Source organism: Bifidobacterium animalis subsp. animalis ATCC 25527, from assembly GCF_000260715.1.
GTDB classification, from domain to species: domain Bacteria; phylum Actinomycetota; class Actinomycetes; order Actinomycetales; family Bifidobacteriaceae; genus Bifidobacterium; species Bifidobacterium animalis.
Window position 1 is genome coordinate 483,316 of the sequence record NC_017834.1, and the last position, 14,161, is coordinate 497,476.

Annotated in this window: 23 protein-coding genes; all 23 read left to right on the plus strand. The window is 60.9% G+C overall.

From position 1 onward, the window contains the following. The first annotated feature begins 152 nt into the window (after window positions 1–152). The 23 genes from adhE (at window position 153) to rplO (ending at window position 14,076) form a co-directional block, all read left to right on the plus strand. Window positions 153–2,900, plus strand: a complete 2,748-nt coding sequence (gene adhE / locus BANAN_RS01995; RefSeq protein WP_014697298.1) for a bifunctional acetaldehyde-CoA/alcohol dehydrogenase — start codon at window positions 153–155, stop codon at window positions 2,898–2,900. Window positions 2,901–3,376: 476 nt separating this feature from the next. Next, window positions 3,377–4,198 carry a YwiC-like family protein gene (locus tag BANAN_RS02000; RefSeq protein ID WP_237705832.1) on the plus strand — a complete coding sequence of 274 codons (822 nt, stop codon included), beginning with the start codon at window positions 3,377–3,379 and terminating at the stop codon, window positions 4,196–4,198. A gap of 265 nt (window positions 4,199–4,463) precedes the next feature. Next, on the plus strand, window positions 4,464–4,772 hold the full coding sequence (rpsJ, locus tag BANAN_RS02005) for a 30S ribosomal protein S10 (protein WP_004268570.1): 309 nt from the start codon (window positions 4,464–4,466) through the stop codon (window positions 4,770–4,772). Window positions 4,773–4,789: 17 nt separating this feature from the next. Beyond that, window positions 4,790–5,440, plus strand: coding sequence for a 50S ribosomal protein L3 (gene rplC, locus BANAN_RS02010; protein ID WP_014697300.1), 651 nt, complete (start codon window positions 4,790–4,792; stop codon window positions 5,438–5,440). Between the two features lie 5 nt (window positions 5,441–5,445). Beyond that, window positions 5,446–6,102, plus strand: coding sequence for a 50S ribosomal protein L4 (gene rplD / locus BANAN_RS02015; protein WP_004268574.1), 657 nt, complete (start codon window positions 5,446–5,448; stop codon window positions 6,100–6,102). Between the two features lie 4 nt (window positions 6,103–6,106). Further along, window positions 6,107–6,403: a 50S ribosomal protein L23 gene (rplW, locus tag BANAN_RS02020; protein WP_004268576.1), complete on the plus strand. Its 297-nt coding sequence runs from the start codon at window positions 6,107–6,109 to the stop codon at window positions 6,401–6,403. Window positions 6,404–6,440: 37 nt separating this feature from the next. Continuing rightward, complete coding sequence (rplB, locus tag BANAN_RS02025; RefSeq protein WP_004268578.1) at window positions 6,441–7,271, plus strand: 50S ribosomal protein L2; 831 nt, start codon at window positions 6,441–6,443, stop codon at window positions 7,269–7,271. Between the two features lie 15 nt (window positions 7,272–7,286). Continuing rightward, window positions 7,287–7,565, plus strand: coding sequence for a 30S ribosomal protein S19 (rpsS, locus tag BANAN_RS02030; RefSeq protein WP_004268580.1), 279 nt, complete (start codon window positions 7,287–7,289; stop codon window positions 7,563–7,565). Between the two features lie 21 nt (window positions 7,566–7,586). After that, window positions 7,587–7,946: a 50S ribosomal protein L22 gene (gene rplV, locus BANAN_RS02035; RefSeq protein ID WP_004269021.1), complete on the plus strand. Its 360-nt coding sequence runs from the start codon at window positions 7,587–7,589 to the stop codon at window positions 7,944–7,946. Window positions 7,947–7,948: 2 nt separating this feature from the next. Further along, complete coding sequence (gene rpsC, locus BANAN_RS02040) at window positions 7,949–8,782, plus strand: 30S ribosomal protein S3 (protein WP_004268583.1); 834 nt, start codon at window positions 7,949–7,951, stop codon at window positions 8,780–8,782. A gap of 7 nt (window positions 8,783–8,789) precedes the next feature. Further along, entirely contained in the window at window positions 8,790–9,209 is a 420-nt protein-coding gene (gene rplP, locus BANAN_RS02045; protein WP_004268585.1) for a 50S ribosomal protein L16, read from the plus strand. Continuing rightward, window positions 9,209–9,457, plus strand: coding sequence for a 50S ribosomal protein L29 (rpmC, locus tag BANAN_RS02050; RefSeq protein WP_004268587.1), 249 nt, complete (start codon window positions 9,209–9,211; stop codon window positions 9,455–9,457). Before rplP ends, rpmC begins: the two co-directional genes overlap by 1 nt. Before the next feature lie 9 nt (window positions 9,458–9,466). Next, window positions 9,467–9,727: a 30S ribosomal protein S17 gene (rpsQ, locus tag BANAN_RS02055; RefSeq protein ID WP_004268589.1), complete on the plus strand. Its 261-nt coding sequence runs from the start codon at window positions 9,467–9,469 to the stop codon at window positions 9,725–9,727. Between the two features lie 89 nt (window positions 9,728–9,816). Continuing rightward, window positions 9,817–10,185: a 50S ribosomal protein L14 gene (rplN, locus tag BANAN_RS02060; protein ID WP_004268590.1), complete on the plus strand. Its 369-nt coding sequence runs from the start codon at window positions 9,817–9,819 to the stop codon at window positions 10,183–10,185. A gap of 1 nt (window position 10,186) precedes the next feature. After that, window positions 10,187–10,522: a 50S ribosomal protein L24 gene (rplX, locus tag BANAN_RS02065; RefSeq protein WP_004268591.1), complete on the plus strand. Its 336-nt coding sequence runs from the start codon at window positions 10,187–10,189 to the stop codon at window positions 10,520–10,522. Continuing rightward, window positions 10,519–11,103: a 50S ribosomal protein L5 gene (gene rplE, locus BANAN_RS02070; RefSeq protein ID WP_004268592.1), complete on the plus strand. Its 585-nt coding sequence runs from the start codon at window positions 10,519–10,521 to the stop codon at window positions 11,101–11,103. The genes rplX and rplE overlap by 4 nt, the downstream gene beginning before the upstream one ends. 1 nt (window position 11,104) lies before the next feature. Then, the gene (locus BANAN_RS02075; protein WP_004268593.1) at window positions 11,105–11,290 is read left to right on the plus strand and encodes a type Z 30S ribosomal protein S14; all 186 of its coding nucleotides are present in this window, start codon (window positions 11,105–11,107) and stop codon (window positions 11,288–11,290) included. A gap of 87 nt (window positions 11,291–11,377) precedes the next feature. Further along, window positions 11,378–11,776, plus strand: coding sequence for a 30S ribosomal protein S8 (rpsH, locus tag BANAN_RS02080; protein WP_004268594.1), 399 nt, complete (start codon window positions 11,378–11,380; stop codon window positions 11,774–11,776). Window positions 11,777–11,792: 16 nt separating this feature from the next. Next, complete coding sequence (gene rplF, locus BANAN_RS02085) at window positions 11,793–12,332, plus strand: 50S ribosomal protein L6 (protein WP_014697301.1); 540 nt, start codon at window positions 11,793–11,795, stop codon at window positions 12,330–12,332. 1 nt (window position 12,333) lies between these two features. Beyond that, window positions 12,334–12,705, plus strand: coding sequence for a 50S ribosomal protein L18 (rplR, locus tag BANAN_RS02090; RefSeq protein ID WP_004268596.1), 372 nt, complete (start codon window positions 12,334–12,336; stop codon window positions 12,703–12,705). After that, window positions 12,702–13,433: a 30S ribosomal protein S5 gene (gene rpsE, locus BANAN_RS02095; protein WP_041776955.1), complete on the plus strand. Its 732-nt coding sequence runs from the start codon at window positions 12,702–12,704 to the stop codon at window positions 13,431–13,433. Before rplR ends, rpsE begins: the two co-directional genes overlap by 4 nt. Beyond that, entirely contained in the window at window positions 13,433–13,615 is a 183-nt protein-coding gene (gene rpmD / locus BANAN_RS02100) for a 50S ribosomal protein L30 (protein WP_004268605.1), read from the plus strand. The genes rpsE and rpmD overlap by 1 nt, the downstream gene beginning before the upstream one ends. Before the next feature lie 2 nt (window positions 13,616–13,617). Next, the gene (gene rplO / locus BANAN_RS02105; RefSeq protein ID WP_014697303.1) at window positions 13,618–14,076 is read left to right on the plus strand and encodes a 50S ribosomal protein L15; all 459 of its coding nucleotides are present in this window, start codon (window positions 13,618–13,620) and stop codon (window positions 14,074–14,076) included. The last annotated feature ends 85 nt before the right edge of the window (window positions 14,077–14,161 follow it).

Genomic DNA, 14,161 nt, shown 5'->3' on the forward strand with positions numbered 1-14,161 from the left:
GCTCATCAAAAGCACAAAAGAGAACAGACACACGGATTGTGATTGCAGACTTGCTTTCCGCGGTATCTGTTCGCTAGATTGTGAGACAACTCACATCTCGTGAAATCTGCGCCACGGGGCGCACCGATTTGCCGAATCTACAGGAGGTTCGCATGGCAGACAAGAACAGCGCCGAGACCGCAACGAAGGCGGCCAAGCCTGCTGTGAATGTGGAAGACAAGAAGGCCGCGGCACAGGCCGAGGTCGACGCTCTGGTCAAGAAGGCGCAGAAGGCGCTGGTGGAATTCGAGAAGCTCGACCAGCAGGCCGTCGATCGCATCGTGGCGAAGGCCTCCGTGGCCGCCCTCAACAAGCATCTGGTGCTGGCGAAACTGGCAGTCGACGAGACCGGTCGTGGACTCGTCGAAGACAAGGCGACGAAGAACATCTTCGCCTGCGAGCACGTGACCAATTACATGGCCGGTCAGAAGACCGTCGGCATCATTCGTGAAGACGACGTGCTCGGCATTGATGAAGTGGCCGAACCGGTCGGCGTTGTCGCGGGCGTCACCCCGGTGACCAACCCGACGTCCACTGCCATCTTCAAGTCGCTCATCGCCCTCAAGACCCGTTGCCCGATCGTCTTCGGCTTCCACCCGGGTGCGCAGAAGAGCTCCGTCGAAGCGGCGCGCATCGTGCGTGACGCCGCCATCGAGGCGGGCGCCCCGGAGAACTGCGTGCAGTGGATCGAACACCCGTCCATCGAGGCGACCGGCGCGCTCATGCAGCATCCCGGCGTGGCCACGATCCTCGCGACCGGCGGCCCCGGCATGGTCAAGGCCGCGTACTCGTCCGGCAAGCCGGCCCTGGGCGTCGGCGCCGGCAATGCCCCGGCCTACGTCGACAACAACGTCGACGTGCAGCGCGTGGCGAACGACCTCATCCTTTCGAAGCACTTCGACTACGGCATGATCTGCGCCACCGAGCAGGCGATCATCGCGCACAAGGACATCTACGCGCCGCTCGTCAAGGAATTGAAGCGCCGCAAGGCATACTTCGTCAACGACGAGGAGAAGGCCAAGCTCGAGAAATACATGTTCGGCTGTACCGCGTTCTCCGGCGAGACCCCGAAGCTCAACTCCGTGGTCCCGGGCAAGTCGCCGCAGTACATCGCGCACGAAGCCGGCTTCGAAATCCCCGAGGATGCCACGATCCTCGCCGCCGAATGCTCCGAGGTGGGCGAGAACGAGCCGCTCACCATGGAGAAGCTCGCGCCGGTGCACGCCGTGCTCAAGTTCTCCGACAAAGAGCAGGGCTTCGAGATGTGCGAGGAGATGCTCAAGCACGGTGCCGGCCATACCGCCGCGATCCACACGAACAACGACGACCTCGTCCGTGAGTACGGCCTGCGCATGCACGCCTGCCGTATCATCTGGAACCAGCCGAGCTCACTCGGGGGCATCGGCGACATCTACAACTCCATCGCCCCGTCGCTCACGCTGGGCTGCGGCTCCTACGGCGGCAACTCCGTCTCCGGCAACGTGCAGGCGATCAATCTGCTCAACATCAAGCGAATCGCGCGAAGGAACAACAACATGCAGTGGTTCAAGATCCCGGCAAAGACGTACTTCGAGCCGAACGCCATCAAGTACCTGCGCGACATGTACGGCATCGAACGCGCCGTCATCGTGTGCGACAAGGTGATGGAGCAGCTCGGCATCGTCGACAAGGTGATCGACCAGCTGCGTGCACGCTCCAACCGCGTCACCTTCCGCATCGTCGACTATGTGGAGCCTGAGCCGAGCGTCGAGACCGTCGAGCGCGGCGCCGCCATGATGCGCGACGAATTCGAGCCGGATACGATCATCGCCGTCGGCGGCGGCTCGCCCATGGACGCCGCGAAGATCATGTGGCTGCTCTACGAGCATCCGGAAATCGCGTTCTCCGACGTCCGTGAGAAGTTCTTCGACATTCGCAAGCGCGCCTTCAAGATTCCGCCGCTCGGCGCCAAGGCCAAGCTCGTGTGTATCCCGACCTCGTCGGGCACCGGCTCCGAGGTCACGCCGTTCGCTGTGATCACCGATCACAAGACCGGTTACAAGTACCCGATCACCGATTACGCGCTCACGCCGTCCGTTGCGATCGTCGACCCGGTGCTCGCGCGCACGCAGCCGCGCCGACTGGCATCCGATGCCGGTTTCGATGCGCTGACCCATTCGATGGAGGCCTACGTCTCCGTCTATGCGAACGACTTCACCGACGGTATGGCGCTGCATGCCTGCAAGCTGATCTGGGACAACCTTGCGGAGTCCGTCAATAGCGAGCCGGGCGAAACCAAGAAGAAGGCGCAGGAGAAGATGCACAACGCCGCAACCATGGCCGGCATGGCATTCGGATCCGCCTTCCTTGGCATGTGCCACGCCATGGCGCACACCATCGGCGCCCTGTGCCACATCGCGCACGGCCGCACGAACTCGATTCTGCTGCCATATGTGATCCGCTACAACGGGCAGGTGCCGGAGGAGCCGACCTCCTGGCCGAAGTACAGCAAGTACATCGCGCCGGAGCGTTACCAGGAGCTCGCCTCGCTGCTCGGGGTCGACCCGGGCAAGACCCCGGCCGAGGGCGTCGAGAATCTGGCGAAGGCCGTCGAGGACTACCGCGACAACAAGCTCGGCATGAACAAGAGCTTCAAGGATTGCGGTGTGGACGAGGACTACTTCTGGAGCATCCTCGAGCAGATCGGCATGCGCGCCTACGAAGACCAGTGCGCGCCTGCGAATCCGCGCATCCCGCAGATCCAGGACATGATGGATATCGCCATCGCCGCCTACTACGGCGTCTCGCAGGCTGAGGGCCATGCGATGCGCGTTGAGCGCGAAGGTGTGGGCGCCACGGAGGAAGCCTCCGAGCGCGTCTGATCCGCCAATCCATTGCAATCTATTTGCAATCCATTGCCAATGGGCCATCCGCCAGCCGGGTGGCCCATTTTGATGTCGGCAATCTGGAGTTTGTGCAATATGGAATCTGCAAATGGGAAGAAAACCGCGCGCGCATTTTTCTTCCCGCGAGCGAGAGCCCACATGAGAAGAAAAAATGAATCCGTGGTTTTCTTCTCATTTGGCAGTTCCTAGCGGGAAGAAAATATAGGAGCGATGTTTTTCTTCCCGCGAGCTATGCCGTAACTGGGAAGAAAAACCAGACGCGCATATTTTCCTCCAATCTGCGTTCCGCTCACCCGATGATCGCCACCCGATACCCATTGATATCTGTCGATCCAAGAACGTGGGTGGGTACGCCGGCGCCGTGCAGCGCCAGCCGGCAGCGGCATTGTGGTTTGTTGACGGCGTGAATTCGCTCTGGCATGTCTTGGAACACTCGCATAGGCTAGGGCAGCATGATCTCCTCAATCTCCACGCGATCCGTGCGCGATTGGCGTTCGAATGAACCCGGCGCATGGGTGATCGTGCTCATGCCCGCGCTCAGCGCCTTCCTTGTCTCCGGTCCCACATGGAACTCCGCGTGGCTGCTCGCATTGTGGTGCCTGTGCTACTGCGTGCAGTTCAGCGCCGCGCGATGGGCGAAATCGCATGGCCGCGCACGGTACCGCATGCCGATGCTCGTCTATGCTGCGCTGCTCACCTGCGCCGGATTGCCGTTCGTGTTCAGATTCCCCGGCATGCTATGGTGGGCGCCGCTCTACTGCGTGCTGTGCGCGGGGTCGCTTATTTGTGCATGGCGACGCCGTGAGCATTCGATTCTGGCGAATATCTGCGCAGTGCTCGCATCCAGCACCATGGCGATTCCCGTCGCCTCGCTCGGCGCGCATGGTGGAGGCACCTCAGCGCTTGCGCATCTGCTGCCGTTCGACCAGAGCATATTGCCGCCGCTTGGCGTGGAGATTGCGGGTGCGTACGCGCTCACGTTGTTCGGCAGTGTGCTCTATGTGAAGACGATGATTCGCGAACGAGGGAACACCCGGTATCTCGCTGCCTCGTGGATTTGGCACATTCTCGTCATGGCCGTCGGATTCCTGTACAGTCCGCTCTATGGCACGTTGGGGGCGATTCTGCTCGCGCGCCGTCGTCATGCCGGTCGCGACGCGCAATATGAGGAAGACTGCGAAGATCGCGGGAATAGGCGAGTGCGTGACGAGCTTGGTCTCTTTCGCGATGATCACCTATGCCGCCACGGTGCTCATTCCGTGACGGGAGTGTGAAGACGTCAGGGGAATGCGACACGCCATCGCCGCCAGCGGAAGAAAAGACCACCCCCGGTGCTTAAATATAGAAGTTGCCTGATTAGGGCTCGCATAATTGGAATCAAAAAAGCGAGCGCGGCACAAAGGCCCGCACGGGTTTTTGCATGGCTGCGCACTGATGTAGGAAAAGTCGGCGGACGTTTGTTCAAAGACTTCACTCGCCGGTGCCCTGGAGCAGGTTAAGTCACATTGATACACGAATCGCTAGAAAGGGCGGAAGGCAATGGCGGGACAGAAAATCCGCATCAGGCTTAAGTCCTATGACCATGAGGTCATCGACCAATCGGCGAAGAAGATCGTCGAAACGGTGACGAACGCGGGTGCAACTGTGGTTGGCCCGGTTCCGCTCCCGACTGAGAAGAACGTCTACTGCGTTATTCGTTCCCCTCACAAGTACAAGGATTCTCGCGAGCATTTCGAGATGCGCACTCACAAGCGTCTCATCGATATTGTGGACCCAACCCCAAAGGCTGTGGACTCCCTCATGCATATTGATCTGCCCGCAGACGTCAACATCGAGATCAAGCTGTAAGGGGAGGAGGAACCGCAATGTCGCAGAACAAGAATCGCAACGCACTGCTGGGCAAGAAGCTCGGCATGTCGCAGGTTTGGGACGAAAACGGCTTCTTCGTTCCCGTCACGCTCGTCGAGGTCTCGACCAACGTCGTCACGGCTGTGAAGAACGAGGAGACCGACGGCTACAAGGCCGTCCAGCTTGGCTACGGCCAGGTCGACCCGCGTAAGGTGACCAAGCCGATGGCCGGTCACTTCGCCAAGGCCGGTGTGACGCCTCGTCGTCACCTCGCCGAGGTCCGCACCGAGAACGTCGAGGATTTCGAGCCCGGCCAGGAACTGACCGCCGAGATCTTCCCTGAGGGTGTGCAGGTCGACGTGACCGGCACCACCAAGGGCAAGGGCTTCGCGGGCACCATCAAGCGCTGGGGCTTCAAGTCCTACCGTCGTACCCACGGCTCTCACAAGAACGAGCGTCGTCCAGGTTCGGTTGGCGCATGCGCAACGCCGAGCCGTATTCTCAAGGGCAAGCGCATGGCCGGTCGTATGGGCCATGTCACCAATACCGTGCAGAACCTCACTGTCGTCTCCTCCGATGTGGAGAACGGCATCCTCGCCATCAAGGGCGCCATCCCAGGCCCGAAGGGCGGCATCGTTCTCGTTCGTTCTGCAGTGAAGGGAGCCTGATTTAGATGGCAAACGTTACTCTGAACGTCACCGATAACAATGGAAAGGAAGCCGGCACCCTCGAGGCGCCGGAAGCGCTCTTCGGCTTCACCGCCGAGGAAGTGCAGGCACACGTGCCGCTGATTCACCAGGTTGTGGTGGCCCAGCGTGCAGCCGCCCGCCAGGGCACGCATGCGGTTAAGAACCGTGGCGCCGTCTCCGGTGGTGGCCGCAAGCCGTGGAAGCAGAAGGGCACCGGTCGCGCTCGTCAGGGCTCGATCCGCGCTCCTCAGTGGTACCACGGCGGTGTCGCACACGGCCCGGTGCCGCGTGACTACAGCCAGCGCACCCCCAAGAAGATGAAGGCCGCAGCCCTGCGCTACGCCCTCTCGGATCGCGCCAACAACGGTCGCGTCGCAGTCGTCGACTTCCAGCTCGACGCACCGTCCACCAAGAAGGCAATCGCGGCTCTCGCCCCGGTCGTCGCCGACAACTTCACCACCGTGGTGCTGTCCCGCGACAACGTGAACGAGTGGCTGTCGGTTCGTAACATTCCGACCGTCTACCCGATCTTCGCCGATCAGCTCAACACCTACGACGTGATCACCGCCCAGTACGTGGTGTTCTCGAAGGATGGTCTCGAGGCTTTCGTCGCCGCGAAGACGGCAGCTAAGGAGGCCTGAGTTCATGGTCGCTATTCACAAGCCAGCACATGACATCATCCTGAAGCCTGTTGTTTCGGAGAAGAGCTACGCTCTGTCCGATATGGGTCAGTACACCTTCGTCGTGGCCCCGAACGCCAACAAGGTGCAGATCAAGCAGGCCATCGAGGAGATCTTCAAGGTCAAGGTGACGAACGTCAACACCCTCAACCGTGCAGGCAAGCGCACGCGCACCCGCACCGGTTACGGCCGCCGCGTCAATCAGAAGCGCGCAATCGTGACCGTAGCCGAGGGCCAGTCGATCGACATCTTCGGTAACTGAAGGTTAGCCGAGAAAAGTTAAAGGAAAGAACTAGATTATGGCTATCCGCGTATATAAGCCGACGACCCCGGGCCGTCGTAACGCGTCTGTTTCGGACTTCTCCGACCTCACGCGCTCGACCCCAGAGAAGTCGCTCATTCGCAAGAACAGCAAAACTGGCGGCCGCAACAACTACGGCCGCATGACCTCCCGCCATCGTGGCGGCGGTCACAAGCGCCAGTACCGCCTCATCGACTTCCGTCGTTGGGACAAGGACGGCGTGCCAGCAACCGTGGCTCAGATCGAGTACGATCCGAACCGCTCCGCACGCATCGCCCTGCTGCACTACGCAGACGGTGAGAAGCGCTACATCATCGCACCTGAGGGCATCAAGCAGGGTGACCGCATCGAGACCGGCGCCAACGCCGACATCAAGCCGGGCAACAACCTGCCGCTGCGCAACATCCCGACCGGTACGGTTGTCCACGCCATTGAGCTCCGCCCGCTCGGCGGTGCCAAGATTGCACGTTCCGCCGGTGCGGCCGTGCAGCTCGTCGCCAAGGATGGCGCTTACGCCCAGCTGCGTATGCCATCGGGCGAAATCCGCAACGTGGACGCCCGCTGCCGCGCAACCGTGGGCGAGGTCGGCAACTCCGACCACGCCAACATCCAGCTCGGCAAGGCAGGTCGTGCACGTTGGATGGGCAAGCGCCCGATCACCCGTGGTGAGTCCATGAACCCTGTCGATCACCCGCATGGCGGTCGTACCCGCGGTGGCAAGCCGCCGGTGTCTCCATGGGGCAAGGGCGAGGTTCGTACTCGTCGTCCGAAGAAGGCTTCGAACAAGATGATCGTTCGTCGTCGTCCTAACGGCAAGAATCGCAAGTAAGGGAGTGTCGAGTAGATGACTCGTAGCATCAAGAAGGGCCCATTCGTCGACGCCCACTTGCAGAAGAAAGTCGACGAGCAGAATGCGAAGGGCACCCACAACGTCATCAAGACGTGGTCCCGCCGTTCGATGATCACCCCTGATTTCATCGGACACACCTTCGCGGTTCACGATGGTCGCAAGCATGTGCCGGTGTTCGTCACCGAATCCATGGTCGGCCACAAGCTCGGTGAGTTCGCCCCTACGCGTACCTTCAAGGGTCACGTCAAGGACGACAAGAAGTCGCGCCGCTAATAAGTAGGAGAGTATAGACACATGGAAGCTAAAGCAATCGCTCGCCACGTTCGTGTGACGCCGCGTAAGGCTCGCCGCATGGTCGACCTCATCCGAGGCAAGAAAGCGACCGAAGCCATCACCATTCTCAAGTTCGCTCCGCAGGACGCCAGCACCCCGGTGCTCAAGGTCCTCCAGAGCGCCATCGCGAACGCCCGCGTGAAGGCCGACAAGGCCGGCGAGCCGTTCCGTGAGAACGACCTGTACATCAAGGAGACCTATGTGGACGAGGGTGTGACGCTCAAGCGTTTCCGCGCTCGTGCACAGGGCCGTGCCGCTCGTATCAACAAGCGTACGAGCCACATCACGGTCGTCGTCGCCAGCAAGGAAGGAGACCGCTAAAGATGGGTCAGAAGATTAATCCCTTTGGCTATCGCCTGGGCATTACTGAGAGCCATCGTTCCAAGTGGTTCTCCGATTCCAACAAGGTCGGCGAGCGTTATCGTGACTTCGTCCTCGAAGATGACGCCATCCGCAAGGTCATGAACAAGGATCTCGAGCGTGCGGGCGTGTCCCGCATCATCATCGAGCGCACCCGCGACCGCGTGCGTGTGGACATCCACACCGCCCGTCCGGGCATCGTGATCGGCCGTCGTGGCGCCGAAGCCGAGCGTGTTCGTGCCAAGCTCGAGAAGCTCACCGGCAAGCAGGTTCAGCTCAACATCTTCGAAGTGAAGAACCCGGCCATCGACGCCCAGCTCGTCGCTCAGGGCATCGCCGAGCAGCTCACCAACCGCGTGACCTTCCGTCGCGCGATGCGTAAGGCTCAGCAGGATGCCATGCGTGCAGGCGCCAAGGGTATTCGTATCAAGCTCTCCGGCCGTCTCGGCGGTGCGGAAATGAGCCGTTCGGAGTTCTACCGTGAAGGCCGCGTCCCGCTGCAGACGCTCCGCGCTCTCATCGACTATGGCTTCTTCGAGGCCAAGACCACCTACGGCCGCATCGGTGTCAAGGTGTGGATCTACAAGGGCGATATGACCGAGCGTGAGTTCGAGGAGCAGCAGGCACAACAGGGCAACAACCGCCCGGGCCGTCGCGGCGGCGATCGTCGTCCGCGCCGTGGCCAGCGTGCCGGCCAGCGTCCCACCGGTCAGAACCAGGTCAAGACAGGTCCGGATCAGCAGATGGAAGCGGAAGTTTCCAAGGAAGCTGCCGTAGAGCCGGAAACTAAGGAGTGAGCTGAGGATGCTTATCCCAAAGAGGACCAAATATCGCAAGCAGCATCGTCCTGACCGCCATGGCATGTCCAAGGGCGGCAACGAGATCAACTTCGGCGATTTCGCTATTCAGGCATTGGCCCCGGCCTATGTCACGAACCGCCAGATCGAGGCTGCTCGTATCGCAATGACCCGTTACATCAAGCGTGGCGGCAAGGTGTGGATCACGATCTTCCCGGATCGCCCGCTCACCAAGCACCCGCTCGGCGCCCGAATGGGCTCCGGCAAGGGCACTCCGGAATTCTGGATCGCCAATGTGCACCCGGGTCGTGTCATGTTCGAAATCGGTGGCGTTTCTGAGGATGTCGCTCGCGAGGCCCTGCGCCGCGCAATCGACAAGCTCCCGATGAAGTGCCGCGTGATCGCTCGCGAAGGCGGTGACATCTGATGCCAGTCGGATCGGAAGAATACACCATCAAGAATCTCAACGAGAAGACCAATGCTGAGATCGAGGGCTTCATCAAGAAGTCCAAGGAAGAGCTGTTCAACCTACGCTTCCAGCATGCAACCGGTCAGCTCGAGAACACTGCTCGCCTCAAGGCTGTCAAGCGTGACATCGCCAGGATGTATACTGTTCTGCGCGAACGTGAACTTGGCATCAGCCAGGCTCCGGCGGCAACCGAAACGAAAGCTTAAGGAGAAGTAATGGCTGAAGAGCGTAACTTCCGCAAGGTTCGTCGCGGTTATGTCGTGTCCGACAAGATGGACAAGACCATTTCCGTGGAACTCGAACTTCGTACGACCCACCCGCTCTACGGTAAGGTCGTTCGTTCCACTCGCACGGTCAAGGCCCATGACGAGAACAACCAGGCTCACGTTGGCGACCTCGTGAGTATCATGGAGACTCGTCCACTGAGCAAGACCAAGCGTTGGCGTCTCGATTCCATTATCGAGCGCGCTAAGTAACAAGTTCGGCAAGGCTCGCCAATCACCCGGCCCGCCCCATAGGAGCGGGCCGGGTGATTGGGGAGAACCAGCTCGGCTAAGGAGAATCAATGATTCAGCAGGAAACGCGGCTTCATGTCGCCGACAACACGGGTGCGAAGGAACTCCTCGCCATCCGAGTGCTCGGCGGATCGAAGCGACGCTATGCCGGCATCGGCGACGTGATCGTCGCCTCCGTCAAGGACGCAATCCCTGGCGGGTCGGTCAAGAAGGGCGACGTGGTCAAGGCCGTCGTCGTCCGTACAGTCAAGGAACGCCGCCGTGCAGACGGCTCCTACATCAAGTTCGACGAGAACGCCGCTGTGATTCTCGGCTCCGGCCGTGAACCCAAGGGCACTCGTATCTTCGGACCGGTTGGTCGTGAACTGCGCGACAAGCGCTTCATGCGTATCGTGTCCCTCGCACCGGAGGTGATCTGACATGGTAGCCAAGATCAAGAGCGGCGACCTCGTCAAGGTCATTCGTGGCAAGGACCGCGGCAAGGAAGGCACCGTCAAGCGCGTTCTCAAGGACGACCGACTGATCGTCGAAGGCGTTCAGATCGTCAAGAAGCATGTGCGTGCAACCCAGCAGGGTCAGCAGGCCGGCATCGTCTCCGTTGAGGCCCCGATCCATCGCTCCAACGTGATGGTCATCGACCCGGAGACCAAGCAGCCCACCCGCGTTGGCGTCGTAATCAAGGAAGAGGCACGTGACGGCAAGGTGAAGACCGTGCGCGTCCGCGTTGCCAAGAAGTCCGGAAAGGAACTGGCATGAGCGAAGTCGTTGACGAAGTCATCATCGAAGAGCCAGTGACCCCACGCCTTAAGACGATGTACAAGGAAGAGATCCTTCCCGAGCTCGAGAAGGAATTCCACCACGACAACCCGATGCAGATTCCTCGCATCGAGAAGGTGGTCGTCTCCATGGGCGTTGGCGCCGCAGCACGCGACTCCAAGCTCATCGAAGGTGCTGTGCGTGACCTCACCGCGATCACCGGCCAGAAGCCGAAGATCACCAAGGCGAAGAAGTCCGTTGCACAGTTCCACCTGCGTGAAGGCCAGGCCATCGGCGCATACGTCACCCTGCGCGGTGACCGCATGTGGGAGTTCCTGGATCGTCTGCTTACGCTGGCTCTGCCGCGTATTCGCGATTTCCGTGGCATCAACGGCCATCAGTTCGATGGTCAGGGCAACTACAACTTCGGTCTCACTGAGCAGTCCATGTTCCACGAGATCGATCCGGACGAGATCGATCACCAGCGCGGCATGGACATCACCGTGGTGACCACCACGAAGGATGACGACGAGGCTTACGCACTGCTCAAGCTTCTCGGCTTCCCATTCAAGGAGAACTGAAATGGCAAAAACTTGTCTTAAGGTCAAGGCGCTTCGCAAGCCTAAGTTCAAGGTTCGCGCCTACACGCGCTGCATGGTCTGCGGTCGCCCGCACTCCGTGTACCGTAAGTTCGGCCTGTGCCGAATCTGCCTTCGCGAGAAGGCACACCGTGGCGAGCTGCCAGGCGTAACGAAGTCCAGTTGGTAAATATCAACGCTGAAGGTCCGCGGCCCGGGCAGGCCATAGCAGTCTGCAGGGCGGCGGAAACCACGGCGAGAAAGGGCGTTAGCCCAAATGACAATGACAGATCCAATCGCAGATATGCTCACGCGTCTGCGTAATGCGAGCGCGGCAAAGCACGAGACCGTGGATATGCCGTACTCCAAGTTCAAGAAGAACATCGCCGAGATCCTGAAGCGAGAAGGCTACATTGCAGACTTCACCGCCAAGGAAGCCCGCGTCGGCCAGACCCTTGAGGTCACCCTCAAGTACGGCCCCCACGGTGAGCGTTCCATTCAGGGTATCAAGCGCGTGTCGAAGCCAGGCCTGCGTCGTTACGCCAAGTCCGACGCACTGCCCATGCCGCTCGGCGGCCTCGGCATCGCCATCATCTCGACGAGCTCGGGATTGTTGACTCAGAAGGAATGCCTCGACCGAGGCATCGGTGGCGAGATCGTCGCCTACGTGTGGTGAGAAAGGAGAGCTGAACATGGCATCGCATATTGGTAAGCTCCCGATCGAGATCCCGGCGGGCGTTGAAGTCACCATCAATGGGCAGGAATTCACCGCCAAGGGCGCGAAGGGTTCCGACTCCTACACCATCCCCGAGGGCGTGACCGCCAAGGTCGAAGGCAACGAGATCATCGTCACCGCGAACGACGACCTGCGTCCGACCCGCGCAAAGCACGGCCTGGCCCGCTCGATCATGGCCTCCATGGTCAAGGGCGTGCATGATGGCTATTCGAAGAGCCTCGACATCGTCGGCACCGGTTACCGTGCACAGATGAAGGGCAAGGGCATCGAGTTCTCGCTCGGTTACTCCCACACCATCACCGTGAACCCGCCGGAAGGCATCACCTTCGAACTGCCGAACCCGAACCAGGTCATCGTGAAGGGTACCGACAAGCAGGCCGTTGGCCAGGTTGCCGCGAACATTCGTAAGCTTCGTGCTCCGGAACCATACAAGGGCAAGGGCATCAAGTACTCGGATGAGGTCATCCGTCGCAAGGCTGGAAAGGCTGGTAAGTGATATGAGCGTTAAGATTTTCGGTAAAGGCAAGAAGGCCGCGCTGAAGCGTCGCCACGCTCGTATTCGCAAGCGCATCAGCGGCACCGCAGAGCGTCCGCGTCTCGTGGTCACCCGCTCCAACCGTCACATGGTCGCTCAGATCGTTGACGACAACGCCGGCAAGACGCTGGTGAGCGAGTCCACGCTTATGGCCGATTTTGCCGACTTCCAGGGCACCAAGACCGAAGCCGCCAAGAAGGTTGGCGAGCTCCTGGCCAAGAAGGCCAAGGATGCCGGCATCACCACGGTCGTGTTCGACCGCGGCGGCAACATGTACCATGGTCGCGTCGCAGCTGTTGCTGAAGGCGCCCGCGAGGGAGGTCTGGCACTGTGAGCGACAACGAAAAGGAAACCCAAGTGGCTGAAGAGACTCAGAACACTCAGGCAACCGCCGAGTCCAACAACAACGACGAGCGTCGTGGCCGCCGCAACAACCGTGGTGGCGAAGGCCGTCGCGGTGATCGCCGTGGCCGTCGTGAGGACAATCACGAGAACGAGATGCTCGATCGCGTCGTGACGATCAACCGTGTGTCGAAGACCCACAAGGGCGGCCGTACGTTCAGCTTCGCCGCTCTCGTCGTGGTCGGCGATGGCAACGGCACCGTCGGTGTTGGCTATGGCAAGTCCCGTGAGGTCCCGGCGGCAATCGCCAAGGGCCAGCTGGATGCCAAGAAGCATCTGTTCAACGTTCCACGCATTCGCGGCACCGTGACCCACCCGGTCACCGGCCACGACCACGCAGGCACCGTCATGCTGCGCCCGGCAGCTCCGGGCACCGGTGTAATCGCCGGCTCGGCTGTGCGTGCAGTGATGGAATGCGCAGGCATCACCGACATCCTGACGAAGTCGATGGGCTCCGCAACGGCCGTCAACGTGGTTCGTGCCACCGTCGATGCGCTGAAGCAGCTCGAAGAGCCGGAGGAGATCGCGGCACGCCGTGGCCTCTCCGTGCAGGAAGTCGCTCCGGACCAGCTCCTGCGTGAGCGCGCCGCCGGCATTGCCGAGGCCCGCAAGGCACGCGAGGAAGCCAAGGCCGAAGCGGCCGCTAAGGATGGTGAGTGATGGCAAAGCTGAAGATCACGCTCGTGCACGGCGTTGCACACGCGAACAAGAAGCAGAAGGCTACCGTGCAGACGCTCGCCCTTCGCAAGATCGGCCAGAGCACTGTTCTTGAAGACAACTCGTCGACCCGCGGCATGATCGCCGTCGTGCGTCACTTGGTCAATGTTGAGGAGGCAGAGTGATTATGGCTAACGAAGAGACCACAATCCTGCAAATGCATGACCTCAAGCCGGCACCAGGCGCCAAGAAGGATCGCATCCGCGTCGGCCGTGGTGAAGGCTCCAAGGGCAAGACCTCGGGCCGTGGCGACAAGGGCACCAAGAAGCGCTATCAGGTTCGTCCTGGCTTCGAAGGCGGCCAGCTGCCACTGTACATGCGTCTTCCCAAGCTCCGCGGCTTCCGCAGCCCGTTCAAGACTGAATACCAGGTCGTGAACATCGCTGCTCTCAACGACCTGTTCCCGCAGGGCGGCGAGATCACCGTGGCCGACCTCGTGGCCAAGGGCGCCGTGCGCGCCAACCGCCCGGTCAAGGTCCTCGGTGAGGGCGAAGCCACCGCCGCATTCACCCTCAAGGGTGTCACGGCCTCCGCTTCGGCGAAGTCCAAGATTGAGGCGGCAGGCGGTTCGATCAGCGAAGACTGACGGCATGCATACACGCTAGCGACAGACCCTTCCCGCAGCAAGCGGGGAGGGTCTGTTCATATGTGCAGAACATGCGCGTGAAATA